At 63.4% G+C, this 24807-nt stretch carries 22 protein-coding genes and 2 tRNA genes; 17 read left to right on the forward strand and 7 right to left on the reverse strand.

The window, feature by feature from the left end:
• Positions 1-323 precede the first annotated feature (323 nt).
• On the forward strand, positions 324-1412 hold the full coding sequence (locus V1293_RS00140; protein WP_334505636.1) for a TRAP transporter substrate-binding protein: 1089 nt from the start codon (positions 324-326) through the stop codon (positions 1410-1412).
• A gap of 177 nt (positions 1413-1589) precedes the next feature.
• Here V1293_RS00140 and V1293_RS00145 read toward each other — a convergent pair whose 3' ends face one another.
• Together V1293_RS00145 and V1293_RS00150 are read right to left on the reverse strand one after the other, a co-directional pair.
• On the reverse strand, positions 1590-1901 hold the full coding sequence (locus V1293_RS00145; protein WP_334505637.1) for a hypothetical protein: 312 nt from the start codon (positions 1899-1901) through the stop codon (positions 1590-1592).
• A 235-nt stretch (positions 1902-2136) separates the two neighbouring features.
• Complete coding sequence (locus V1293_RS00150) at positions 2137-2508, reverse strand: nuclear transport factor 2 family protein (RefSeq protein ID WP_334505638.1); 372 nt, start codon at positions 2506-2508, stop codon at positions 2137-2139.
• A 1213-nt stretch (positions 2509-3721) separates the two neighbouring features.
• On the opposite strand from V1293_RS00150, the gene V1293_RS00155 reads away from it, so the two are divergent.
• The 6 genes from V1293_RS00155 (at position 3722) to V1293_RS00180 (ending at position 9661) form a co-directional block, all read left to right on the forward strand.
• A complete protein-coding gene (locus V1293_RS00155) occupies positions 3722-4432 on the forward strand; it encodes a TetR/AcrR family transcriptional regulator (RefSeq protein WP_334505639.1) in 711 nt (236 codons plus the stop codon).
• Positions 4429-5214, forward strand: coding sequence for an HlyD family secretion protein (locus V1293_RS00160; RefSeq protein WP_442894190.1), 786 nt, complete (start codon positions 4429-4431; stop codon positions 5212-5214). Before V1293_RS00155 ends, V1293_RS00160 begins: the two co-directional genes overlap by 4 nt.
• Positions 5211-6155, forward strand: a complete 945-nt coding sequence (locus V1293_RS00165; protein ID WP_334505640.1) for an ABC transporter ATP-binding protein — start codon at positions 5211-5213, stop codon at positions 6153-6155. Before V1293_RS00160 ends, V1293_RS00165 begins: the two co-directional genes overlap by 4 nt.
• A complete protein-coding gene (locus tag V1293_RS00170; protein WP_334505641.1) occupies positions 6152-7318 on the forward strand; it encodes an ABC transporter permease in 1167 nt (388 codons plus the stop codon). Before V1293_RS00165 ends, V1293_RS00170 begins: the two co-directional genes overlap by 4 nt.
• Positions 7319-7422: 104 nt before the next feature.
• Positions 7423-8733, forward strand: a complete 1311-nt coding sequence (locus V1293_RS00175) for an adenylate/guanylate cyclase domain-containing protein (protein WP_334505643.1) — start codon at positions 7423-7425, stop codon at positions 8731-8733.
• A 13-nt stretch (positions 8734-8746) separates the two neighbouring features.
• A complete protein-coding gene (locus V1293_RS00180; RefSeq protein ID WP_334505645.1) occupies positions 8747-9661 on the forward strand; it encodes a PhzF family phenazine biosynthesis protein in 915 nt (304 codons plus the stop codon).
• An 83-nt stretch (positions 9662-9744) separates the two neighbouring features.
• Here V1293_RS00180 and V1293_RS00185 read toward each other — a convergent pair whose 3' ends face one another.
• Positions 9745-10209 (reverse strand): DUF488 domain-containing protein, encoded by a 465-nt coding sequence (locus V1293_RS00185; RefSeq protein WP_334505647.1) that lies wholly within the window; start codon positions 10207-10209, stop codon positions 9745-9747.
• Positions 10210-10347: 138 nt separating this feature from the next.
• Here V1293_RS00185 and V1293_RS00190 point away from each other — a divergent pair, with 138 nt between their 5' ends.
• A complete protein-coding gene (locus V1293_RS00190) occupies positions 10348-11319 on the forward strand; it encodes a Bug family tripartite tricarboxylate transporter substrate binding protein (RefSeq protein WP_334505649.1) in 972 nt (323 codons plus the stop codon).
• A gap of 3 nt (positions 11320-11322) precedes the next feature.
• Here the strand turns inward: V1293_RS00190 and V1293_RS00195 are convergent, their stop codons facing one another.
• Both V1293_RS00195 and V1293_RS36070 read right to left on the reverse strand, forming a co-directional pair.
• Positions 11323-12147: a DUF72 domain-containing protein gene (locus V1293_RS00195; protein WP_334505651.1), complete on the reverse strand. Its 825-nt coding sequence runs from the start codon at positions 12145-12147 to the stop codon at positions 11323-11325.
• A 171-nt stretch (positions 12148-12318) separates the two neighbouring features.
• The gene (locus V1293_RS36070) at positions 12319-12627 is read right to left on the reverse strand and encodes a phasin family protein (protein WP_442894326.1); all 309 of its coding nucleotides are present in this window, start codon (positions 12625-12627) and stop codon (positions 12319-12321) included.
• Between the two features lie 535 nt (positions 12628-13162).
• Between V1293_RS36070 and V1293_RS00205 the strand changes: the two genes are divergently transcribed.
• The 3 genes from V1293_RS00205 to V1293_RS00215 all read left to right on the forward strand — a co-directional run bounded on the left by V1293_RS00205 (position 13163) and on the right by V1293_RS00215 (position 16325).
• Positions 13163-13360, forward strand: a complete 198-nt coding sequence (locus V1293_RS00205; RefSeq protein ID WP_334505655.1) for a hypothetical protein — start codon at positions 13163-13165, stop codon at positions 13358-13360.
• A 324-nt stretch (positions 13361-13684) separates the two neighbouring features.
• Positions 13685-14815, forward strand: coding sequence for a glycosyltransferase family 2 protein (locus V1293_RS00210; protein WP_334505657.1), 1131 nt, complete (start codon positions 13685-13687; stop codon positions 14813-14815).
• Positions 14816-14822: 7 nt separating this feature from the next.
• The gene (locus V1293_RS00215) at positions 14823-16325 is read left to right on the forward strand and encodes a glycosyltransferase family 39 protein (protein ID WP_334505659.1); all 1503 of its coding nucleotides are present in this window, start codon (positions 14823-14825) and stop codon (positions 16323-16325) included.
• Between the two features lie 13 nt (positions 16326-16338).
• Here the strand turns inward: V1293_RS00215 and V1293_RS00220 are convergent, their stop codons facing one another.
• A complete protein-coding gene (locus V1293_RS00220) occupies positions 16339-18234 on the reverse strand; it encodes a CHASE2 domain-containing protein (RefSeq protein ID WP_334505661.1) in 1896 nt (631 codons plus the stop codon).
• A gap of 8 nt (positions 18235-18242) precedes the next feature.
• A complete protein-coding gene (locus V1293_RS00225) occupies positions 18243-18761 on the reverse strand; it encodes a FecR domain-containing protein (RefSeq protein ID WP_334505663.1) in 519 nt (172 codons plus the stop codon).
• A gap of 275 nt (positions 18762-19036) precedes the next feature.
• Between V1293_RS00225 and V1293_RS00230 the strand changes: the two genes are divergently transcribed.
• From V1293_RS00230 to V1293_RS00255, 6 genes are all read left to right on the forward strand, one after another.
• Positions 19037-19732: a DUF899 family protein gene (locus V1293_RS00230; protein ID WP_334505665.1), complete on the forward strand. Its 696-nt coding sequence runs from the start codon at positions 19037-19039 to the stop codon at positions 19730-19732.
• A gap of 148 nt (positions 19733-19880) precedes the next feature.
• Positions 19881-21221, forward strand: coding sequence for an RtcB family protein (locus V1293_RS00235; protein WP_334505667.1), 1341 nt, complete (start codon positions 19881-19883; stop codon positions 21219-21221).
• A 266-nt stretch (positions 21222-21487) separates the two neighbouring features.
• Entirely contained in the window at positions 21488-22663 is a 1176-nt protein-coding gene (locus V1293_RS00240) for a DUF2778 domain-containing protein (RefSeq protein WP_334505669.1), read from the forward strand.
• A 376-nt stretch (positions 22664-23039) separates the two neighbouring features.
• A tRNA-OTHER gene (locus V1293_RS00245) sits at positions 23040-23110 on the forward strand.
• A gap of 8 nt (positions 23111-23118) precedes the next feature.
• Positions 23119-23182: transfer RNA gene (locus tag V1293_RS00250), tRNA-Arg, on the forward strand.
• 342 nt (positions 23183-23524) lie between these two features.
• Positions 23525-24676 carry a slipin family protein gene (locus V1293_RS00255; protein WP_334505671.1) on the forward strand — a complete coding sequence of 384 codons (1152 nt, stop codon included), beginning with the start codon at positions 23525-23527 and terminating at the stop codon, positions 24674-24676.
• Positions 24677-24807 lie beyond the last annotated feature (131 nt).

Genomic DNA, 24807 nt, shown 5'->3' on the forward strand with positions numbered 1-24807 from the left:
TGGGGCAATCCGGGTTTATCGCCCACGGCGGTGTCTCGATCCGCGTGAGCCAACGCCATGCTCTCATCGGAGTTCCGACGGCCAGGCATGATTGTCGGGGGCAGGCGGCTGGGCCGTCCGACAGGTGCGTGCCTGAGACGAAGTGCCATCGAGGATTTGCAGCGGCTCGCATTGGGTTTTAGTGTAAGGCGACGGCACGCTAAATTGACCGGTTTCGCGCTTCCACGCATGCCCCGAAGTTCGTTATGCTGAGGGCCAAATGGTCCCGGGCTCTATGCGCGCCCTACGCCAATGGACTTGCATCTCGAGGGAGTGAGCACATCATGAAACGCCGGACGTTCCTCAAAGGCAGCGCCCTGGCCGGCGCGACGGCGCTGGTTGCGGCGCCTGCGATCGCGCAAGTGGCGCCCGAGATCAAGTGGCGCCTGACCTCGAGCTTTCCAAAATCGCTCGATACCATCTTCGGCACGGCGCAGACCTTTGCGAAATACGTCGCCGACGCCACTGACAACAAGTTTCAGATCCAGACGTTTTCGGCCGGCGAGATCGTGCCCGGCCTGCAGGCGCTCGACGCCGTGAGCAACGCGACCGTCGAGATGGCGCAGACGCCGCTCTATTTCTACATCGGCAAGGAGCCGGCGCTGGCCTATGCGACAGGGGCGCCGTTCGGCATGAACCACCGCCATCAGCATTCGTGGTGGTCGTTCGGCGGCGGCGCCGAACTCTGCAACGAGGCGCTGAAACCCTTCAAGACGCATGCCATCCTGTGCGGCAATTCCGGCACGCAAATGGGCGGCTGGTTCCGCAAGGAGATCAAGACACCGGATGACCTCAAAGGCCTCAAGTTCCGCATCGCGGGCATGGGCGGCCATGTGCTGGCAAAGCTCGGCGTGGTGCCGCAGCAGATCGCGGGCGGGGATGTATATCCAGCGCTCGAGAAGGGGACAATCGATGCCGCGGAGTTCGTCGGTCCCTATGATGACGAGAAGCTCGGTTTCTACAAGGTCGCGAAGTACTACTACTTCCCCGGCTGGTGGGAAGGCGGCGCCATGCTGCACATGATCATCAACGAAGAGAAGTGGAATGCGCTTCCCAAACAATACCAGGCGGTCCTCAACCAGGCCGGTTCGGCCGCGGGCGCGTGGATGATCGAAAAATACGACAGCGTCAATCCCGCCGCCCTGAAGCGGCTGGTCGCGGGAGGAGCTGAGCTGCGCGCTTTCCCGCAACCGGTCATGGAGGCCTGCTACAAGGCCACGCAGGACCATCTGAACGAGATTGCCGAGAAGAGCGCGCTCTTCAAGAAGACCAAGGAGAGCCACGACGCGTATATGAAGGAAGTGCTGTTCTACACGCAGATCGCGGAAAACTATTACGACAACTACCTGCTCAGCAAAATGCGCAAGGGGTGAGCGCGCCCCGGTCGGCGCGGCCAACTGCGGGGTGGCGAGGGCAGTGATCCGCGCCGAACTCCATCTGCTCGGCTCGCGATGCGCGCAGGGCGCAAGGCGATCGACGAGATCGTCGACGGGCTGAAGCTTCACAGCTGGCGCGCAGACCGATAAATTCGGAGCGGCCGGCGATGAATCCTACATTCCAATAAATCCACGCAGCTTCTTGACCGTTTCGGCGGCGTCCCTGGCTTCCTCGGTTGTCAGGACGATGATCTCGCCAGTACGCTCGTGCAAGACGCTGTGATGGATTGCCGCGCCTGAAAGGCCGTCCACGTCCGACTTCACCGCGATGTCGTCGATATTGGAGAGCGCGAATTCGACGGGCTTTTTGTTCCACAGCAGTATTTTTTGCTGAAGCGTTGCCTTGCCGGAATCCTTGTCGAGCGTCAGTGTCGTTGAGCCGGCTTTCAAAACGAGCCTGCGCGGAGTTTCTTCGATACTAGCCATGGCAGGTCCCCTCGCTGGTTCCCTACATTCACATGTCAGATATCGGGTGATGCACCGATAGACGGTTATATCGCCGAAAATTTTCGCAAGGTTTATGTGCCGTGTCGAGCGGCAAATTGACGCCAGCGCCAGACCTATGTCCTTGGGCGGCTTCCGACATGGTCTGCCGGCCGGCGACGGCTGGATCGCCCAGCGGACATTTGCCGGGACGTCGAATCAACCGGCCATCCCGGGCTCACTCGACGAGTTTCCAATATGAGTCTTTTCGAACCACTTTGCCGTCGCGGAAGCTGTAGAAGTCGCAACCCCGCACTTCCAGCTTCTTGCCATCCCGACCAGTGCCAGTGAGGCACCATTTCGAAATGCCGGTTTGAGTTTGCGAATCCACAAAATGCTCGGCGTTTCCGTAATGGACGTCGGGCAGTCCTTCAAAACGCCCAGCCAGCCCTTGCCGCACATTCTGCTTGCCCTCAGAACGGGAGCCATACGGCTTATTCCCCCTTGGCATCTCCAAAACGCAATCATCGGCAAAGAAACTCATGATCCGGTCCAGATCGTGCGCATTAAACGCATCGCACAGCTCTGTTAGCTTGGCTCGAATATCCATCTGCGCCTCGCTCGACTTCAACACGCTGCCATTTCGGCAGGCCAACGCTTCATGGCCCAGTCAATCATGTCATCCTGGCGCGGACAACGCATTAGGCCGAGGCCTCGGACGACGTATTGGCTGTGCGTACGCTCACCAGCGCGGGCAACCGCGCTGGAAAAGCAGTGCGCGCAAAATCTAATTTGCTGAACAGATTCAATCTGATTTGGGTCGTCCAGCCTGCCTTGCAAAAATTTCCCGCTTTTAATTGACCCCAAATCAGTGGCTATTTCCGCGCTGTCTCGTCTCGACAAGAGGGGCGTATCGCGATCGTCACGAACGCGAGGCGGGATGTGGTGGACGCGGCAGCGTCGGCGCACAAGGTGGTCGCAGGGTGGGTTGAACCTCATGAGCGGCAAACGGTGCGCAAGACGTACGGCGCTGACGCGTACGGCAAAACCGTGTGGTCCCGACACCCGTGGCTGGTGCCAAGCTGCCGGTGGCGAGGTCGATCCAACCGGATCGATTGAGCCATCAAGCCGGCAGTGATGGAGGCAAGACGAATTCGTCTCCAGGGAGAGCGCGGCATAAGCCGTCAAGCCATTGCGCAGGGAATGCCGGAGTGCTCCGGCTGTACCTGTATGCTCGTGTGCGCATTTCTCTGCATATTGCACACGAGACCGCGGGTGCAGCAAGCACCCGGCATTCCCTGTTCCCTCTCGTTTGAGGGAAAGGCTTTTAAGCAAATCTCGGGCGCAATGCGTCGCGAGAACGCGAACACACATTCATCTGTCATCGTCCGCCTTGTGCGCACTTGCGCACTGGGGCGGACGATCCAGTATTCCAGAGACAGCAGTGATTGAATCGATAGGCCGCAGCGTACTGGATACCCGCCTTCGCGGGTATGACGTTCCTTCGTCATTGCGAGCGAAGCGACTTGTCCGCCGAAGCTCAGCGAGCGAAGGCGGAAGCAATCCATCCATTCTTTATGCCGCGGGGTGGATTGCTTTGCGGAGCCTGTCATCCGGCGGCGCTTTGCGCCGACCGGGTGGCTCGCAATGACGCGGATAAGCCGCAGCGTACCGGATACCCCGCATCTGTGGCGTATACGCGCCATTGGAGCCGCGCAATATCCTACAGCCAGCCAGCGCGATCGAGGTTCGGTCACGCCCATGTGAAAGGTCGTTTTCCGGTCCAAATTGACAATGACTGACTAGTCAGTCATAATATGAGCATGAAAAAGGAAGCTACCAAAAACGTCCGGAAATCGGCCCCGAAACCCGCCAATCGCCGGGCCGGGGAGACGGCATCGGCCGCTCCGGCGTTGCCCAGGCCTACCTCCAACCGCGCCGAACGCGCGGCCGAACGGCGCGGGGCCATTATCGAGGCGGCGATGGACGAGTTCATTGCGCGCGGGTTTGCGGCGACGCGGCTCGATGACGTCGCCAGGCGCGCCGGCGTCGCCAAGGGCACGATCTATCTGCACTTCAAGGACAAGGAATCGATGTTCGAGGAATTGATCCGCACCGCCATCGTGCCGATGATCACCCGTCTCTGGGGCACGCCACCTCAGCCCGGCGCGTCGGTACGCGACATGGTGGAGGCGTTTGCCAAAACCTTCATCGAGGAGGTGGCGACCACGCGGCGCGGCGACCTCGTGCGGCTGATCGTCGCCGAAGGCCCGCGATTTCCTGAAGTGGCCGACTTCTATTACCGCGAGGTGGTGTCGCGCGGCCTCGCCGGCATGCGCGCGCTGATCGAACTCGGCATCGCGCGCGGCGAGATCAAACAGAAAAACCTGGCGCGGTTTCCGCAAATCATGGTGGCCCCGGCGCTGATCGCCGTGATCTGGCAGAGCCTTTTCAGCAGACATGCGCCACTGGACGCCCTCGAAATGTTTCGGGTGCATCTCGATCTGATTTTTGGCGAACGGAGGACGACATGACCTCGTCGCGAATGACGGCAATTCTGGCCGCGCTGGCGCTCGCCGCCGTGCTCACGGGCTGCAAGGAGCGCAAGGATCCCGGCTTTCAGGGCTGGGTCGAGGCCGACATGATCTTCGTCAGCCCGGACGAAAGCGGGCGCGTGACCAAGCTCAACGTGCGCGAGGGCGACGAGGTCAAGCCCGGCATGCAGCTCTATTCAGTCGACGACGATCTGCAGCAGGCGGACCTCAATCAGAACAAGGCCACGCTCGCCAATGCACAGCAGACCTTCGATCGCGCGTCGTCGTTGAGCAAGACAGGTTCCGGCACGCAGGCCAACCTGGATTCGGCGACCTCGGCGTTGCGCGTGGCCGAAGCGCGCGTCAACACCTCGCAGACCCGGCTGGCGCGGCGCGGCGGCTTTGCGCCGGTCGGCGGCACCATCCAGCAGATCTATTTCCGCGAAGGCGAAATGGTGCCGGCGCAGCGGCCGGTATTGTCGATCATGCCGCCCGGCAACATGAAGCTGCGCTTCTTCGTGCCGGAGACGGAACTGCCGAAGCTTGCGATCGGTGACGATGTGAAGGTGACCTGCGACAATTGCGCGGCCGACCTGACGGCGAAGATCTATTTCATCGCGACCACGGCCGAATACACCCCGCCGGTGATCTACAGCCTCGATGAGCGCAACAAGCTGGTCTATTTGATCCAAGCGCGGCCGAGCCGGGCTGATGTGCTGCGCGTCGGCCAGCCGATCAGTGTATTCCTTAATCCCCAAACACCGGTGGCGGAAAAGCGATGAGCGCAGCGCCAACCTCAGCGCCAGACATCGCCATCAACGTCGAAGGCCTGTCAAAATCGTTCGGCGGCCGCGAGGTCGTGCATGACCTCTCGATGCAGGTGAAGCGCGGCTCGATCTATGGCTTCCTTGGGCCCAACGGCTCCGGCAAGACCACCACCATCCGCATGCTGTGCGGGTTGCTGACGCCGGATGCCGGCGAGGGCACCTGCCTCGGCTACGACATCCGCCGCGACGCCGACAAGATCAAGCGCCAGGTCGGCTACATGACGCAGCGCTTCAGCCTGTACCAGGATCTCTCGGTGCGCGAGAACCTCGAATTCGTCGCGCGGCTTTACGGCCTGCGCGATGCGCGCGGCGCCGCACGCGACATGATCCAGCGCATCGGGCTGAACGGCCGCGGGGAGCAGCTTGCCGGCGAGCTTTCGGGCGGCTGGAAGCAGCGGCTGGCGCTCGGCGCCTGCACGCTGCCAAATCCGCGATTGCTGCTGCTGGACGAGCCGACCGCCGGCGTCGATCCCAAGGCGCGGCGCGATTTCTGGAACGAGATCCACGCGCTCGCCGCCGACGGCCTGACGGTGCTGGTCTCGACCCATTACATGGACGAGGCCGAGCGCTGTCACGAGATCGCTTATATCGCCTATGGCCACCTCTTGGCGCACGGCACGGTGGACGAGGTGATCGCGAAATCGGAATTGTCGACCTGGACGGTTTCCGGCGACGACCTCAACGGGCTTGCGGCAGAGCTTGCCGGCAAGCCCGGCGTCGACATGGTGGCGCCGTTCGGCACCAGCCTGCACGTCTCGGGGCGCGATAAATCCGCGCTCGAGGCGACCATCGCGCCTTACCGGGACCACCGGGGATGGCAGTGGCAGGATAGCGAGCCGTCGCTGGAAGACGTGTTCATCGACCTCATGAACCGCTCAAAGGACAATTTCCAATGAGTGCAACCGAAGCGACCAATCAGAATCGTGACGTCCCGGAGCCGGCTTTCGGCTTCTGGCGGCGCAGCTATGCGATGCTGGTCAAGGAATTCATCCAGCTCCGCCGCGACCGCGTCTCGTTCGCGATGATCGTGATGATCCCGGTGATGCAGCTATTGCTGTTCGGCTATGCCATCAACACGACGCCGCGCCATCTGCCGACGGCGGTATTGATCCAGGAGGACAGCGATCTGGCGCGCTCGGTGCTGAAGGCGATGGAGAATACCAGCTACTTCCGCTTCACCCGCGAAGTGCACAGCGTCGCCGAATTCGACGATCTCCTGCAGTCCGGCAAGGTGCTGTTCGGGGTGGAGATTCCGCGCGGCTTTGAACGCGCGGTGCGGCGCGGCGACAAGCCGGCGCTGCTTGTCGCAGCGGACGCCACCGATCCGGTCGCTGCGGGCTCTGCACTTGGCTCCCTCGGCGCCCTGGTGCAGACCGCGCTCGCCCACGACCTCCACATCGGCGATCCGCCCGAGATGCCGTTCGAGATCAGGGCGCATGCCCGCTACAACCCGGCGGCCGAGTCGCGGCTCAACATAGTGCCGGGCCTCGTCGGCACTATCCTGACCATGACCATGCTGATCTTCACCGCGTTGTCGGTGACGCGCGAGATCGAACGCGGCACCATGGAGAGCCTGCTGTCGATGCCGATCAAGCCGGTGGAGGTGATGTTCGGCAAGATCATTCCCTATGTGATCGTTGGCTTCATCCAGGCCTCGCTGATCGTCAGCATCGGGGTCCTGCTGTTCGGGGTGCCGATCCTCGGCAGCGTGGCGCTGCTGGCGGCGCTGACGACGCTTTTCATCACCACCAATTTGTCGATCGGCTACACCTTCTCCACCATCGTGCAGAACCAGTTGCAGGCGATGCAGATGTCGATGATGTTCTTCCTGCCCAGCATTCTGTTGTCCGGATTCATGTTTCCATTCGCGGGCATGCCGGTATGGGCGCAATATCTCGGCGAGGGGCTGCCGCTGACCCATTACATCCGCATCGTCCGCGCCATCATGCTGAAGGGCGCCGCGCCTTCCAACCTGCAATACGATACGATTGCACTCATTGCACTGATGCTGATTGCGATGACGATCGCCGTGACGCGCTTCCGTCGCACGCTGGATTGAGGTTATATGCGCATCGTCATTCCGGGGCGATGCGCAGCATCGAACCCGGAATCTCGAGATTCCGGGTTCACGCTTCGCGTGCCCCGGAATGACAAGGGGCAATAATGCTGGGATTCCGGGGCAAGAAAACAAAAGACCAAGACACAGGAGTGTCGGCTGACTTCCAGCGCGCGCTGATGCAGGAAGTGATGACGACCGAACTGTTGCGGATCAAGGCGCTGATCGCAACTACCGCGCTGCTCGCCGTCATCCTATGGACCGTCTACTTCTTCGCTTCCGACGCGGTGAGCCGCGTCTGGCACGGCAATTTGAAGCCGCAATACCTCTATTCGATCATCCTGCCGTTCATCCTGTTCGAGCTGTGGGTGCATGGCCAGATCACCCGACACATGCAGCATGGCCGCGACCTGCCGGTGGTCCGGCGCTATATCGGCGCGCTCATCGAGACCTCGATGCCGACGGTCGCGCTGGCGCTGCACATCAACAGCATGGGATCGGTGGCCGCGCTCGGCTTCGTGACGCCGATGACCTATTTCATCTTCATCATCCTCTCGACCCTGCGGCTGGATTTCTGGCTCTCGACCTTCACCGGCGCCGTCGCCGCCGTTCAGCTGTTTTGCATGGCGATGTTCTATCATCCGGCCATCGGCGATCAGGCCGAACCCATCTATTATCACGCCGCGCGCAGCCTGATCCTCCTGATCTGCGGCGTGCTCGCAGGCGCGGTCGGGCACCAGTTGCGTCGCCAGTTCGAAGCCAGCATCAAGGCCGCCACCGCGCGCGACCGCATCACCAATTTGTTCGGCCAGCACGTCTCGCCGCAGGTGGTCGAACGCCTGATGGCCGAGGGCACGCGAACCGACAGCGACGTCCGCCGGGTCGCCGTCATGTTCGTCGATTTTCGCAGTTTTACGGCCGGCGCGCGCACCCGCACGCCGCAGGAAGTGGTCGACCGGCTCGATGGTGCCTTCGCAATCCTGGTCGATATTCTGGATCGCCATGGCGGCATCGTGAACAAGTTTCTGGGTGACGGATTCCTGGCGCTGTTCGGCGCGCCGCTGGAGGCGCCGGACCCGGCGCACCGCGCGGTCGCCGCGGCGCGCGAGATGCTGGAAGCCAATGCGCGGGTCAATGAGGCGACGAGTTGGCCGCTGCGCATGGGCATCGGCATCCACATCGGCGAGGTGGTCGCCGGCAATATCGGCTCGCCGCGGCGCAAGGAATACACCGTGATCGGCGACACCGTGAACTTCGCCTCGCGGTTAGAGGCGCTCAACAAGGACTTCAATTCGCAATTCCTGATCTCGGAAGCGGTTCGCGACGCGCTCGGCGAAGCATGCGGCGATGCCGTCTCGCTCGGCGAGGTCGAGGTCAGGGGCTATGAGCAGCCGATGGCCGTGTGGCGGCTGGGATAACGGGAGTATCGAAATGAAGCGGCGTTATATCACTTTGGATGTTTTCACCGACCGCGCCTTCGGCGGCAATCCGCTGGCCGTCGTACTCGACGCCGGTGGAATGTCGACCGAACAGATGCAGGCGATCGCCACCGAGTTCAACTATTCGGAGACGACGTTCGTGCTGCCGCCGGCCGATCCCGCCCACGACGCGCAGGTGCGCATCTTCACGGTGAACAGGGAGCTACCCTTCGCGGGCCACCCCAATGTCGGCACCGCCTTCGTGCTGGCGACGCAGGCTACAAAGCCGTCGGCGCGGCTGCTGTTCGAGGAGGGTGCAGGTCTCGTGCCGGTCGAGATCGTGACCGTGCAGGGCAGGGTCGTCAGCACCGAATTCACCGCGCCGCAGCCGCTGAACCGGATGTCGCATCTTCCTGTCGAACAGGCGGCTGCCTGCCTCTCGCTGCCGGCTGGCGACATCAAGACTGACCGTCATGCGCCGCAGATCATCTCGGTCGGGCTGTCGTTTCTGGCCGTCGAAGTCGCCTCCCGCGAGGCGCTGCGACGGGCCAGGCCCGATGCTGCGGCGTTCGCAAAAACTTTCCCATGTGACGGCAGCGACGCCGTTTACTTCTACACACGCGACGTGCCGGCCGGCGAAAAGCCATGCGAGCTGCAGGCGCGGATGTTTCATCCCGGCGCCAGCGGGCTGTCCGAAGATCCCGCGACCGGCAGCGCGACGGCGGCCTGCGCGGCGCTGCTTGCCGATCTCGACGACATCAAGGACGGCGAACTGAAATTGAAGATCGGGCAGGGCGTCGACATGGGCCGGCCCAGCCTCTTGCTGACGCGCGTCCGCAAGAAGGATGGCACAGTCGTTTCCATCCATGTCGGCGGCAGTTGCGTGCAGATCATGGAGGGAACGTTCGGGCTTGATGGCAAGGGCTGATGACCTCGTAGATCCTATGGGTGGCAAGTGGTCAGGGGTAAGCTGAGTTTGCGACCACCCACTCACCCAGAGGATCTACGGCTCTACACTTGCGGCGCGACCAGATTCTCCACCTTCACGCCGTCGCGCTCCTCGATGATCTCGGCAATCCATTGCCGGTGGCAATGGGTATGATCGCGCTCATAGCAGAGAATGCAGACAGGACCGGACTTGTTCACCAGCGCCGACAGCTCGTCGAGCTCCTCCTTCGCCTGCGCCGTCTTCAGATGCGCCGAATAGATCTTGTGCAGCAGGCCGAACTTGCCGCTGCGCGCCGCCTCACGGCCGCTCTTCGGCGTCCCGAGCCCCTTGAGGTGAAGATAGGAAATGCCGCGTTCGTCCAGACCTGCCGCGAGCTGATTCTTGGAGAACCCCGGCCGCCGCGAGGATGCGACCGCGCGCACGTCTACGAGCAGCATGACACCGGCGCTTTCCAACTCGTCGAGCACCGCCTTGGCCGGCGTCTGCTCATAGCCGATGGTGAAGAGACGCTTTGTCCTGCGGGCCATATCGATCCAGACATTATGTCGCTGGCACAAGGCTACGGTAATGATCGATCGATTGCTACATCCGCGTTGCGGCCGGAAGTGGCGTGTCGCATAGTTCCGGGAAAGAGCGTGTCGATGGCCATTCTCCGGGGGGACAAGATGAACCGAATTAGCCGCTCGCTGACATGGACACTCGCGCTGCTCGTCTGCGGCGCTGCGGCGGCGCACGCACAGACCGGCTATCCCGATCGGCCGGTGAAGATCATCGTCCCGATCGGGCCGGGCGGCAGTTACGATCTGGTCGGGCGGCAGCTTGCGGATGCGCTGTCGAAGCGGATGGGGCAGGCCTTCGTGGTCGAGAACAAGCCGGGCGCCGGCACCGTGGTCGGCACGCAGGCGGCAAGCCAGAGCGAGCCGGACGGCTACACGCTGGTGGTCGGCGGGCTCTCCAACATGGCGTTCAATTCGGCGCTGTATTCGAAGCTCGGCTACGATCCCCGCAAGGATTTCGTGCCGGTCGCGCTGATCTACAAGTTCGGTTACGTGATGGTCGGCCGCAAGGATTTGCCGCATGGCAAGCTGGCGGACATCGTCGCGGCTGCAAAGGCCAACCCCGGCTCGATTTCGGTCGCGACGGCCGGCGTCGGCACCGGCCAGCATCTGGTGGCGGCTGCGTTCATGAAGGCGGCAGGCGTAAAATTTCAGGAGATCCCCTACAAGGGCTCGCCGCCGGCCTTCACCGACCTGCTCGCCGGCCGCATCGACCTGTTCTTCGATTCGAACGCTGCCGGGCTGCCTTACGTGCAGTCGGGGCAGGCTAAGGGCATTGCGGTGCTGTCGTCGAAACGCAGCCCGCTGGCGCCTGACGTGCCGACCATGTCGGAAGCCGGCGTGCCCGGCCTCGATGTCGATTCCTGGCTTGGGATTTTTGCGCCCGCAAAAACCCCGCCGGATGCGATCGCAAAACTGCGGAAGGAAATCCGCGCCTCACTGCCCGAGCTCAAGGAGCGTTTTGAGAAGAGCGGCGGAGAGGTGTGGGATCTCCCGGACGACAAGCTCGATGCCTTCGTCGCGTCGGAATACGACAACTGGACAAAGCTGATCCGCGAGGCCGGCATCAAGCTGGATTAGGAGTTACTTCACACGCTCGATCAATTCCATCGCGCCGGCCGGTGCGCGCACCTTGCCCTCGTGGATGACATAGGCGAACACGTCGCGCGGCGCCTTCGTCGGCTTGGCCTTGTCGACGCGCGGCAGATCATCGGGCTCGCCGCCACCGGCCCAGGCCTGGAAGCGCTTGGCCCAGGCGTCGAGCTGCTTCGGCGGATAGCAGGTCTTGAGCTCGTCATTGCCCTTCTGCAGCCTCGCATAGACGAAGTCGCTGACGACATCGGCAATCGCCGGATATTTGCCGTGCTCGGCGAACACGACGGGCGTCTCGAACTTGCGCAGCAGCGCGATGAACTCCGGCACGCAGAAACTGTCATGCCGCACCTCGACTACGTGACGCAGCGCGCGGCCTTCGTGCTTGCGCGGCAACAGTTCGAGGAACTTGCCGAAATCGGCCTCGTCGAATTTTTTGGTCGGCGCGAACTGCCACAGCACCGGACCGAGCCGGTCGCCGAGCTCCAGCACGCCGGAATCGTAGAAGCGCTTTACGGAATCGCCGGCTTCCGCCAGCACGCGACGGTTGGTCGCGAAGCGCGGTCCCTTCAGCGAGAACACGAATCCGTCCGGCACCTCGCGCGCCCATTTGCGAAAACTCTCCGGCTTCTGCGAGCCGTAATAGGTGCCGTTGATCTCGATCGAGGTCAGCTTCGATGCGGCGTAGGACAGCTCCTTCGCCTGCGCGAGCTTTTCGGGATAAAACACCCCGCGCCACGGCTCGAAGGTCCAGCCGCCGATGCCGATAAAGATGTTGCCGCTGTTTTTCGCGGTCGATTTGGAAGGCCTGCTCACGGGAGGGCTCGTCGGAAATGGGGGAGGGCAAGGCGCATGTTAACCAAATCGGCCCGGATTGGCCAGTTTGCCGGGGCTGGCTTAAGGCGTGGTCTCTCGACAAAAAAGGCTCCGGAAAACCGGAGCCTCTTGATTCCACCAATTTTGCGCCAAACCGGTTTCGCGTTCGGCTCAGGACTTGCCGTGCGTCGCCGGCGTCTTGCCCGTCAACCCCTTGAATGGGTCGAGGGTCTGCTTGGCGAGCCGGTTGTGGAGTTCGCAGATCTTCTGCGACTCGGCGACCGAAGTTTCATAGGCCCGCTTCACGAATTCGCTCTGAACCGTCATCGCCTTGTCGAGCGAGCGAACGCCGCTGAGCTGTTCGACAAACGATCCGAACTCCTCGATCGATTTCCTGGTGTAGTCGCGATAGGCATTCGCGATGGTCTGCAGGCTAACCGGTACCGGCTCCGCCGCGGACTCGGCTGCTGCGGGCTGGATCGACGCGGCCTCGGCGGGCGCGGCCTTGACTGGTGCGGGCTCGGGCGGCGAGGGCGCCGCGGCCGGCTGCGGCTCGGGCGGCGCGGCAACGGCCTCCACTGGTTCGTCGATGGCCGGCTGATCCACCTTCGGGCTTTCCGCGTGAACCGGCTCCGGTCGCGGTGGTTGATCCTGATCCGGGCTCTGCAATTCAACCGGCGCCGGGCTCACGGTCGAACTCACGGTCGAACTCTCTTGGGGAGCGGCTTTTTTGCCCCGCTCTCCCTTCCGGTTGCGCCGTCCGGATTTCCCGGCCGGTTTGCCCTGATCTGTATTCGACATCTTCTTCCCCTATTCCCTGTCAACCCGAAGGTCGAGACTCCGCCATGTTTGCGATGGAATCGCGGTTCTTGCTTGTCCGTCGCGCGGCGCTCGCGTGGTGAGATTTTGGAGGCCTGGTCGCGGCCGGTATTGTTGGTGGCTAACGCCGAGACTATTCCTCCACAAGCTTTTTCCGTGATATCAGTTCCCGATCAGGCGTAGGGGATGGTTGAGTATGAATTCGCAGTCAGTCGCCGGTCTTTTGGGAGCCATCGTCGCGTCGATCGTGATGGTCGTTGCAATCGCCTACGGGCCGATCGGCCAGTTCGGAAAGCCCCCCAAGCCGGCGACCCTTCAGCAGCCCGCGCCGGTTCAGCAGGTTCCTGCGGCGCCAGCCCCCCGCGGGCCGGTGATTCGGGAAGTGCCGAACTAGGGGCGGGATCGCCATTGCGAAATCGCCGGGGCATTCCTATCTAGCCGCCAACGGCGACGTTGACGCTTCAAGGCTCCGGCGCCGGGACGACCATGAATAGTTTGGCTGCGCCGGATGTACGCGCGCCCTCTGTTCGTGGTCGTTGGCATTTTCAGAGCATTTTCAAGCGAAGCAGGCCCTGGATCCGATCCCGCGGAAGGCCACCGGGCAGCCCATGACGGGCAGACACCGGGTCGGTTTCATCCACCGTTTTCACCGTCCAGTCACTTCGTTCCTGACGCTCGCCTTGGCATGTCGGGCGGCTGCGGATATACGCTGGCGATCATGAATGACGCCATCAAACCGGGCCCCGAAACCCCGTCGCAGGCCGGTTTGCCTGAGCTTTCGGTCGTTGTGCCGACCTTCAACGAGCGCGACAACGTCACCGTGTTGTACCGGCGGCTGGAAGCCACGCTATCAGGCATTGCCTGGGAAGTGGTCTTTGTCGACGACAATTCCCCTGACGGAACCTGGGAAGTGGTGCGAGGGCTGGCGCGGAGGGATTCCCGCGTCCGCTGTGTCCGCCGGATCGGGCGGCGGGGCCTGTCGGGGGCATGCATCGAGGGCATTTTGGCATCGAGCGGCCCCTATGCAGCGGTCATCGACGCCGATCTGCAGCACGACGAAACGCAACTGCCGAAGATGGTCGCGCTGTTGCGGACCGGCGAGACGGAACTCGTGGTCGGCAGCCGCTATGTCGAGGGCGGCAGCGCCGACAGTTTCAACAAGCAGCGGGCAGGGGCCAGTCAGCTTGCAACCGAGGTTGCCAGGCGCGTCCTGAAGGTTGAGGTCGCCGATCCCATGAGCGGCTTCTTCATGATCCGCCGCGACCGCTTCGAGCAACTGGCGCCAGAGCTCTCGACCCAGGGCTTCAAGATCCTGCTCGACGTCATTGCGACCGCGCAGGGCAAGCTGCGCGCCATCGAAATTCCCTACACTTTCGGTTCGCGCCAGCACGGCGAGAGCAAGCTCGATTCCATGGTGGCGCTGGATTTCCTCGGCCTGGTGCTGGCGAAGCTGACGCACGACGTGGTGTCGCTGCGTTTCCTGTTGTTTGCAATGGTCGGGGGCACCGGCCTTGTCGTGCATCTCACGGCGCTGTTCATTGCGCATGAAATCCTCCAGATGCCGTTTGCGGAGGCGCAGGCCATCGGCGCGCTGGTTGCCATGACCAGCAATTTCATCCTGAACAATTTTCTCACCTATCGCGACCAGCGGCTGAAGGGATTTGCGATCCTGCGCGGCCTGTTGCTGTTCTATCTCGTCTGCGGGGTCGGACTGCTCGCCAATGTCGGCGTCGCGTTCGCGGTCTTCGACCAGGAACCGATCTGGTGGCTCGCGGGCGCCGCAGGCGCGCTGATGGGCGTGGTCTGGAATTACGCGATGTCCGGACTGTTCGTCTGGCGCAAGCGATGACGGGAAGATGAATCCGAACGAAGCGCGGGTTGCCCTCAACACTGGTCTGGCAATCCTGGGGCTGGTGGCGCTACGCCTGATCGCCGCGGCGTTCACGCCAATCACCTTCGACGAAGCCTATTACTGGATGTGGTCGAAGCATCTCGCCGGCGGCTACTACGATCATCCGCCGATGGTCGCCGTGGTGATCCGGCTCGGCACGCTGATCGCGGGCGATACCGAGTTCGGCGTGCGGCTGGTTTCTATCCTGCTGGCGCTGCCGATGAGCTGGGCGATCTATCAGGCCGGCGCCATCCTGTTCGGAAGCCGGCGCGTGGCCGCGTCGTCGGCGATCCTGCTGAACATCACGCTGATGGCCGCGGTCGGCACCATGATTGTCACGCCGGACGCGCCGTTGTTGGTCGCTTCCAGTCTCCTGCTGTTTGCGCTCGCCAAGGTGCTGCACACCGGTCGCGGCGTATGGTGGCTGGCGGTCGGCGCCGCCGCCGGTTGCGCGCTGCTGTCGAAATACACCGCGCTGTTCTTCGGACCGGCGATCCTGATCTGGCTGGTCGCCGTTCCCAAGCTGCGGCATTGGCTGATCTCGCCGTGGCTTTATCTCGGCGGGCTCGTCGCGCTGCTGCTGTTTGCGCCGGTCATTCTCTGGAACGCTGATCACCACTGGATTTCCTTCATCAAGCAGATGGGGCGGGCGAGGATCGAGGATTTTCATCCGGTCTTCATTGCCGAGCTGATCCCGACACAGATCGCGTTCGCGACGCCGCTGGTGTGGATGCTCGGTGCGATGGGCCTTTACGCGCTGTTCCGCCGGCGCGCCGGCGCGCCGGCGGGGAGCGTGCTCGTCAATGCGATGTTCTGGGTTATCGTCGCCTATTTCGTCTGGCACTCGCTGCATGCCCGCGTCGAGGCCAACTGGTTTGCGCCGGTCTACCCGGCGTTTGTGATCGCCGCCGCCGTCGCCGCGCATCTGGTCGAATGGCAGCCGCGCTGGCAACGGCTGGTCGATTTCTGCCGGCGCTGGGCGGCGCCGGGCGGTGTCGCGATGTTCGTGCTATTGGTCGTGCAGGCCGACACCGGCATGCTGTCGGGCTATCGCCGCGATGCCACCGTGCGCAGCGTCGGCATCGGCTGGCGCAAAACGGCCGATGAAATTGAGGCGGTGAGGGCGCGCGTTGGCGCGACATGCGTGCTCGCGGCGGATTACGGCACCACCGCCTGGCTCGCCTTCTATCTGCCGAAGGGGACTTGCGTCGCACAGCACAGCCAGCGCATCCGTTGGGTTAATATGCCCGAACCGGATGCAGCGCAGCTCGACGGCAAATCGCTGTATGCATATGAGGCGTGGCTCGGCGATGCCCCCTTCATGAAGGACAGGTTCGCTCGCGTCGAGCGGGTGGGCGAAGTTGCGCGCAAGCGCGGTCCGCTGGTGATCGAGACCTATGCGCTCGATGTGCTGGAAGGGCCGAAGGATGAGGTGTTCGACCGTAGGCCGCCGCCGGAGTTGCAATAGAGCGCGCGGCCGGTCACTCCGCGGCGTCGGGATGCGTGCGTTGATCCTGCGTGGGATGTTCGCCCCGCCACAGCCAGACGGTGAGCGAGCCTGATCGGCCGCGAATCTGTGTCTCGACGGGGCCGGCAAGGCTGCCGGTCTTCAGCCGGGCGCCGGTGCGCTCCGCCGCGATGCGCAGCGTATCGCTCAGCGCCAATCGAACCTCGTGGCGGGCCGCCACTTCCATCAGACGGCTCGCCACGTTCACGGTGTCGCCGGTCGCGGTGATGTGCTGATGGTTTCGGCCGCCGAGCCGGGAAGCGACGATCGGTCCGAAATGTGCGCCGATCTTGAAGCCGATGCGCTGGGCGATTGCCGGCGGCAACGCCTCGATCCAGCGTTCGGTCTTGACGCAGAGCGCGATCGAACATTGCGCCGCGCGCGTGGCGTCATCCGGCGCTGCCTCCGGCAGGCCGAACAGGATCATGGCGCCGTCGCCGAGAAAACTCGTGATCATGCCGCCGCACCGCGTCACTTCCTTGTCGACCAGGGCGTGAAACTCCTTCAGGAGCCCCCGCGTGGCATCCGGATCGAGCGTTTCGCTGAGCGAGGTAAATCCGGAGAGATCGACGAACACGACGGCGGCATTCTGCCTGACCGGCGCCAGCAGGAAATCGGGATCGTGCGTCAGCCATTGCTGCAGGCCCGGCGTCTGGAATTGTTCGAGCAACCTGTTTTGCGTGGCGAGATGCTGGGCGCTGCGGCGGCCCGACCACAATTGCAACGTACCGAACAGGACGACCGGCGGCGCGGCGGCGGCAATGGTCGTCGCGGCGTCGAACCATATGCCATGCGCGAAGGAAATCGCATTCGCCGCCGCCCATGCCAGCACGACCACGCTGACCGTCAAGAGGCCGATCGCGTTTCGCCGCCAGGCCAGCAGGCTGATCAGCAGCATTGGAAGCAGGATCGTCATAATGGCCTCGACAAGACGAACCGGCCGGTCGCGCACGACGCCGTCCCCTGCGACCAGATGCGTAATCGCGGTGGAAATGATTTCCACCCCCGGCATCAGTGAATCGAATGGCGTCGGAAAAAAGTCGCCGGCGCCGGTTGCGGTCGCACCGAGGACGACGATCCGGCCCCGAATGGCTTCCTTGTCGATCTGGCCATCGATCAGATTTGCGGCGCTGACGGTGCGAATGCTGTGGCGCGGGCCGTAATAGGAAATCGGCAGCGCATAATCGGAAGCGGTCGCGATCGGCCGGTCGCCGAACAGCAGGCGGTCGGGCTCGATCGTCAGCTTCTGGCCGATCGCTATGGAGGCGACACGAAGCGGAAACGACAATTCGATTCTGTCGCGCGTTCGGAACAGCATCGGGACCGACAGCGGCGTGCCGGTCTGGCCCGTCGCCACATTGGCGATGCCGACTTCCGCACGGTCTGCAAAGGCCGGGAGTGGCAGCAGGAAGCGGTCAGCCTTCGGCAGCCGGGCCAGCGGCCCGTCGTCCTCTGCAGCAGGCTGAACGGTGTTCGAAAATACCGCCGCCGCCGCAAGCACGGCCGGACGCGCCGCGAGCGATTCCGCGAGCGCCGCATCGCCATCGGCGGGTCCCTTGTCGACCAGCAAGAGATCGATCGCAATGACCTTCGGCTCCAGCTGTGCGATCGCCTCGACGATTTTGGCGATCTCAGCGCGCGGCAGCGGATAGGTGCCGGCGAGCTTGACGATGGTGTCGTCAATCGCGACGATCGTGACGAGGTCAGGCGGCGCCTTTACGCCGCGCGCCAGCGTTCGCATATCGGTCAATGCCGATTCGAGCCGGTCCAGAAACCGCAAATGGCCGCTCGAATGGCCGAGCCATATCGCGCCTGCCCACAATCCCGTGCAAAGCAACGCAGCCAGAATATGAAGACGTCGACGGCTCATTTGCGTGTCTATTGTCCCAATCTTGCCATCAGGGCCGTAACGCGCGCGGGCGGCCAGCGCTTGACGATCAATTCGCCCGATGGCTCGACATCGACGCCGTCACCGGCGCCGAGTACGACGCTGCCGCGGCCGGCGGGCCGCGCCACGCTGACGCGGCCGTCGACGACGAAGACCGATGTCTTTGCGCCTTCGGCGTCCACCGCCCATTTGGTGCCGCGCACCGCCGCAATCGCCTGCGGCGTCACCACGTCGAACCTGGCGCGGCCCAGCTTTTTCGGCACCTCGAGCAGCAGGGCCTTGTTGCTGAGTTCGACGGAATCGATATGGCCGTCACGGTTGCGATCCCCCAGTTCGAACTTCGCACCGCTCTCGGCCACGATCGTGATCGCCGTTGGGCAATGCACGGTTTGCGTCCCTTGAGCTGTCGGCGCGGACGTACAGCCCAATTTCGGCTGGGCCAACGCAGGTCCAGCGAGGAGGCCGAGGCTTGCAACAGCGATACTTCCGGCGCGTGCCAGCTTTGTCATGGCAGCTTCCCCTTCGGGGTATGGGCGGAACAGGCGTGGTGGTGATACGGTGCCGTATCACAGCGCCAGCCTCCAATGCAAAGCCATCGGCAGGCGATAGTATGTCTGCCTCCGGCGGTTAAGGTTCGGCGATAGCTCCCATGCAGAATATCCACGCAAAATAGCTCGAAAACGGGCGGAATCTGCGGTTGTAGGTCGAATTTTTTTCCCGCGGGTGTCGGACCCCCGAGGCGCAGAGCGTCTTGTAGCTGAGCAACCAACGCAGAGGTCATGCCATGTCCGGTTCCGCCCTGAAACCCGCCACTGAGCTCGCACGCGGCAACGGCGTGCGCGTCCCCAACGAGAGCGCCGAGTATCGCCGCGCCCGCGAGCAATTGCTGGCGGAGGAGATCGAGCTGCGCCGCCACATCGAGCGCGTCGCCGAACTGCGCCGCGCGCTGCCGCCGGGCGGGGTGGTGACGAAGAACTATGCGTTCGAAGGCGAGGGCGGCAAGGCAACCTTGCCCGACCTGTTCGGCAACAAGCAGACGCTCGTGATCTATAGCTATATGTTCGGACCCCAGCGTGAGCAGCCGTGCCCGATGTGCACCTCCTTCATGAGCACCTGGGAAGCGAAGCTGCCCGATGTCGAGCAGCGCATCGCCTTCGTGTTCGTGGCGCGCTCGCCGATCGCAAGGCTGATCGAGGCGAAGAGGGCGCGCGGCTGGACGCGGCACCGGATCTACTCGGACGCATCGGGCGACTACACGCGCGACTATGTCAGCGCTGCGGATGCGGACGCGCCCGGCTACAACGTGTTCACGCGCCGCGACGGCAGCATCCGCCATTTCTGGTCCGGCGAAATGGGACCATCGACCGCCGATCCCGGACAGGATCCGCGCGGTGCGCCGGACTTCGATCCGCTGTGGACCATCCTGGACACCACACCGGAAGGGCGCGGCAGGGATTGGTATCCGAAGCTGAGTTATTAGTACTCGCGGCGCGCAAAGCCATTCCTGGCATGCTCGACGTTGTGATACTTCACTGCGAACCGAACGGACCTCTGTTGCGAGCGACATGGGATCCTTCGAAGCCTTGAACGGCTTTCGGTATGAGGCGTTTGCAGTGAAGGAGGATCAAATGCGATCCGATCCCTACCAGGAGCGGGCCCGGGCTTTGGCCGTTGAAGCCGGGCTTGACCCCGACGCGAAGATCGATCGGCCCGGCCAGCGGCCGATGCCGACCTGGTGCCTGTTTCGGGACGCCGCGCGCAAGGAGAAGCTCGCGCGCGACGTGGAGGCCGTGGCGGCCGATATCGCGCTCAAGCCGCAGGCGGCGCAATACCAGAACAGCCCGCTCAAGATCTTTGGCAAGCAGGATGACGCCACCATCGCGCAGATGCGCAATTGCATGTCGGTCGGCAATGTGGTCGCCGGCGTGATTTGCGCGGACGGTCATCTCGGCTATGCGCAGCCGGTCGGCGGCGTGATCGCCTATGAGAAGCAGATCAGCATCTCCGGTGTCGGCTTCGACATCGGCTGCGGCAACATGGCCGTGCGTCTCGACACGCCGTTCAGCCAGATCGAAGGTAACGTCGGCACGATCATCAAGGACGTGCACAACGTGATTTCGTTCGGTGTCGGGCGCACCAACGACGAGCGCGTCGAGCATGAACTGTTCGACGACGCCGATGCGTGGCGCGAGTCCGACATGGGCGGCTACCGGCAGAAGGCGATCTCGCAACTCGGCACCGTCGGATCGGGCAACCATTATGTCGATCTGTTGCGCGACGAGGAGGGCCTTGTCTGGATCGGCGTGCACTTCGGCAGCCGCGGCCTCGGACACACCAGCGCGACCCGCTACCTCAAGGCCGCGGGCGGCAAGGACGGCATGAACGTGCCGCCCGCCGTCATCGACGAGGACAGCGAGATCGGACGGCGCTACATCGCGGCGATGCAACTCGCCGGGCGTTACTCCCATGCCGGCCGCGAATGGGTGATCGAGCGCGTGCGCCGGATCATCGGTGGCGAAGTCACCGACATGGTTCACAACCACCACAATTATGCGTGGCGGGAGAACCATGGCGGCAGGGATTTGTGGGTGGTGCGCAAGGGCGCTACTCCGGCATTTCCCGGCCAGCGTGGCTTCATCGGCGGATCGATGGGCGACGACGCGGTCATCGTTGAAGGCGTCGACAGCGAGGAGGCGAAGGCTTCGCTGTACTCGACGGTGCACGGCGCAGGCCGTCTGTTTGGCCGCAAGGAGGCCAAGCGGCGGTTCACGCGCGCCGAGATGGACGCCTGGCTGCAATCGCGTGGCGTGACGCTGGTAGGCGCCGACCTCGATGAAAGTCCGATGGCCTATCGACGGCTGCCGGAGGTGCTGACCGAGCACGCTCGCTCGATCAAGGTGCAGCATACGCTGCGTCCGTTCGCGGTCGCGATGGCCGGCGAGAACGAGTTCGATCCGTTCAAGGATTGAGGCCAAACTTGGCCCGATGTGGGACACCCGGCGAGCAATTCGCCGGGTGTCCCTGATTGGGACTAATCCCCGGATCATTACGGGGGTAATTTCCCCAATAGTTCCATGTATTTGAACCCGCCTTACATCCGCCCGCGTTTAAGCCGGATTTAACTAAAAGTCGCCTTAATGACGCTCTGTGCCTCTGCGAGATGCTGTCGGGGACCTATCCGGACGCGGCATCAAACGGGGGACTTGGTGGAATTGTTGTTCTGGGCGTTGTGTGAATGAGTAAGCGTATGCGTGCGTTCGGCCCTGCGGTGCACAACCGCAGGAAACCTTCCCGTAAAGGCATTCCCCAACATTTCCTCGGCGGTGTCGCGGTCGCGGGGCTCGTGCTGGGCTGCGCCTGGACCGTTTACACCAACGTGCTTGGCGCCAACGTCTATCCATCCGTGAACAGCGCCGCCTTTGAGGCGCCTGTCGTCAAGAACCCGACCGTGGTCGCTGCCCGCACGGTGCGGCCGGCCTTCAACGAAATATTCGCGTCGCTGCCGCAACAGTCCCTGGTGATCCCTGCGCCGGAGAACGTCGCGAGCTCGCTGATGTTCAACGAACGGTTTGCCGCGGCGGCGCCGCAAGGCGAGCCGTCCAGATCTCTTGAGCCCCAACCGGTCGAAGCGACGAAGCTGGCGGAAGCTTCGCCGCCGGCGGAAGCGCCGAAGGCCATTCAGGCGTCGAAGCCTGCTGAGACGCCGAAGCCGAAAGTTTCCACGCCGGCTACCAAGCTCGCCTTGAACGTTCCGGCCGCGGCGCCGAAGGAGACCGAAGCCAAGGCTGCGGAGGACAAGACCGCGAAGGCATCCTCCGGCTCCACCGTTCGCGACATGGCGCAGCGCGCCAAAGCCGCCGTGATGTCGATTGCTTCCAACGAGAAGCAGTCGATGGTTGAAAAGCTATGGGGCAAGCAGCCTGCGCAGAACGCGCTGCTCGCTTTCGCATCCGCCGACGCCAGCGTCACCGGCAGCATCATCGACACGCGAAGCCAGAACCCGATGATGGGCGGCGCGCCGCCCTATGACCGCCAGACCGCGGTCTACGATATCGCCGCCAAGATGGTGTATCTGCCCGACGGCACCAGGCTGGAGGCGCATTCGGGCCTCGGCTCGAGGATGGACGATCCCAAATCTTCGCATGTGCGGATGCAGGGCGTGACGCCGCCGCACATCTACGAACTGAAGCCGCGTGAAGCGCTGTTTCACGGTGTGCCGGCGCTGCGGCTGACGCCAATCGGCGGCGAGGAAAAAATCTACGGTCGCGACGGCCTGCTCGCGCACACCTACATGCTCGGGCCGAGCGGCCAGTCCAACGGCTGCGTCTCGTTCAAGGACTACTACGCGTTCCTCGATGCCTACAAGAACAAGGGCATCCGTCGTCTCGCGGTGCTGGCGAAGGTCCAGTAGGCGCCGCCGCCTCAATTCAGATTCGAATTTCAAACGGCCTACCGAGGTCGTCGTCCGGCTTGATCGGACGATCCGGGACGCCGTCCCACGTCATTGCCAGGAGCGCTTGCGACGAAGCAATCCATTCCTCTGCAAGCGGCGAAATGGATTGCTTCGCTTCGCTCGCAATGACGGTGGAAGGTTCTGGGCTGCTCCCTGCGCTGTGGTCGCCGCGCTACAGCCCACGCTCGTCGGCAAAAATTTTCGCACGCAGGCTTGCAACTGAAAGATGTTTCGTCTATTGACCCGCTCCTTCGCTTTGGCCATGGGTTCGGGCTCGTTGTGATCCCGACTGGCGCGGGCCGGTTTCCGGTTTCGTGTTCCGCCAGGTGAAGACGCGACAGTGGCTCAGCGGTAGAGCGTCGGGATGATACCCGAAGGTCGCCGGTTCGATTCCGGTCTGTAGCACAAACGAAGGATAGCTCAGTGGTAGAGCAGATGACTACGAATCATCGTGACGCGGGTTCGAATCCCGTTCCAACGCTCCGGTTCAGCCTGAAAAGCTGATTCCCATTGAAGGGGACCGGACGCGCGCTTCAGTCGCAGTCCGGCCGTGTTGCCGAAAGGCTTTTCGTCCGAACCTAGACACTGTGAGACCGGCTTTGCGCCGCGGTGGATACCGCTTGCGTTGATGCCGGGTGGCAACGCTCGACCGCTCGACACATGTCGGGCGATCGCGCGCGTGCGCCCGCTATCTGCGCAAGCTCAAACCCGGCCCGCCGAGCTTTCAGGAAGTGTCGTCCGCGTCCCCACGTCCTTTGCAAAAACGAGACCCGCTTTCCGACCCGGCGAGGGCCGGAGGGCAAACCATGGAGGCGTGCCATGACCTGGCATTTGCTGATGAAGACGCTGACGGTGAAGGATGGCGAGCGCGCGTTGCTGACGCGTAACGGCAGGCTCGAGCGCGTGCTCGAACCCGGTCGTCACCGGCTGCTCGATCTGCGGCGTCAGTTGACGGCGGAGATCTTCAACGTCGTTCGCGCCGAATTCCCCGCGGAGCGTTACGCGGTGCTGAAGGCCGCGCGGCCCGATCTTGCTGCAGAGCTGTTCGAGGCTGTCGAGACGAAGGCGAACGAGATCGCCATCGTCAGCCTTGACGGCCGTCCCGTGCACCTGATGACGCCCTGGCAGGCGCGCGTCTACTGGAACGTCGCGACCTCAGTCGATGTCGAGCGCATCGATGTAGCCAGCGATCCCCGTGTGACCGCACGTCACCTCGCGATGATCGAGCGCAACCGTCCTACCATCGTGACGGAAGCGGTGGTCGAGAACCACGAAGCCGGTCTGCTCTACGTCGAGGGCCGGCTGGTGGAGCGGCTTGCGCCCGGCCGGCACGCCTTCTGGATCGCCGGCCGCAAGATCGAGGTGAAGCGCCTCGATCTGCGTCCCCAGGCGGTCGAGATCACCGCGCAGGAAATGCTGACCAGAGATCGCATCGCGCTGCGTGTGACCCTGACGGCATTCCGCCGGATCGTCGACCCCGAGCGCGTGGTCGCGGCCGTGCCCGACGTGGATGCGTGGCTGTACCGGCTGGTGCAGTTCGCGATCCGCGAGGCGGTGGCCGGTCGTACGCTCGACGAGGTGCTGTCGGCGAAGGCGTCGCTCGACGCGGAGCTGCGCGACTACGTGCGCGAGCGTATCGCCGATAGCGGTGTCGAGGTCTCCGAACTCGGCGTGAAGGACGTGATCCTGCCCGGCGAGATCCGCGAGCTCGTCAACAAGGTGGTGGAGGCGGAGCGGGTCGCGAAGGCGAACCTGATCCGCCGGCAGGAATCGACCGCGGCGACGCGCTCGCTCCTGAACACCGCCAGGCTGATGGAGGAGAACCCTCTGCTGCTGCGGCTCAAGGAGCTGGAGTCGCTGGAGCGGCTGGTGGAGAAGGTCGGCCGGATCGACCTTCATGCGGGTGACGGGCAGGGCCTCGACGCCCTGCTCACCAAGCTGGTCCGCCTCAAGCCTGCGGAGAACGCGTGACAGGAAGGGTCGCCCACGGGCGGCCCTTCACTTTTTTGTTTTCAGACATCGCAGAGCAACGCTGCATTCGCATCCATGTCCCAGCCCGATTTTCAGCCGACGCTTGTCGGCCCACCGTCACCGTCAGGCCA

The sequence above is a fragment of the Bradyrhizobium sp. AZCC 1693 genome (genome assembly GCF_036924745.1).
Classification (GTDB): domain Bacteria; phylum Pseudomonadota; class Alphaproteobacteria; order Rhizobiales; family Xanthobacteraceae; genus Bradyrhizobium.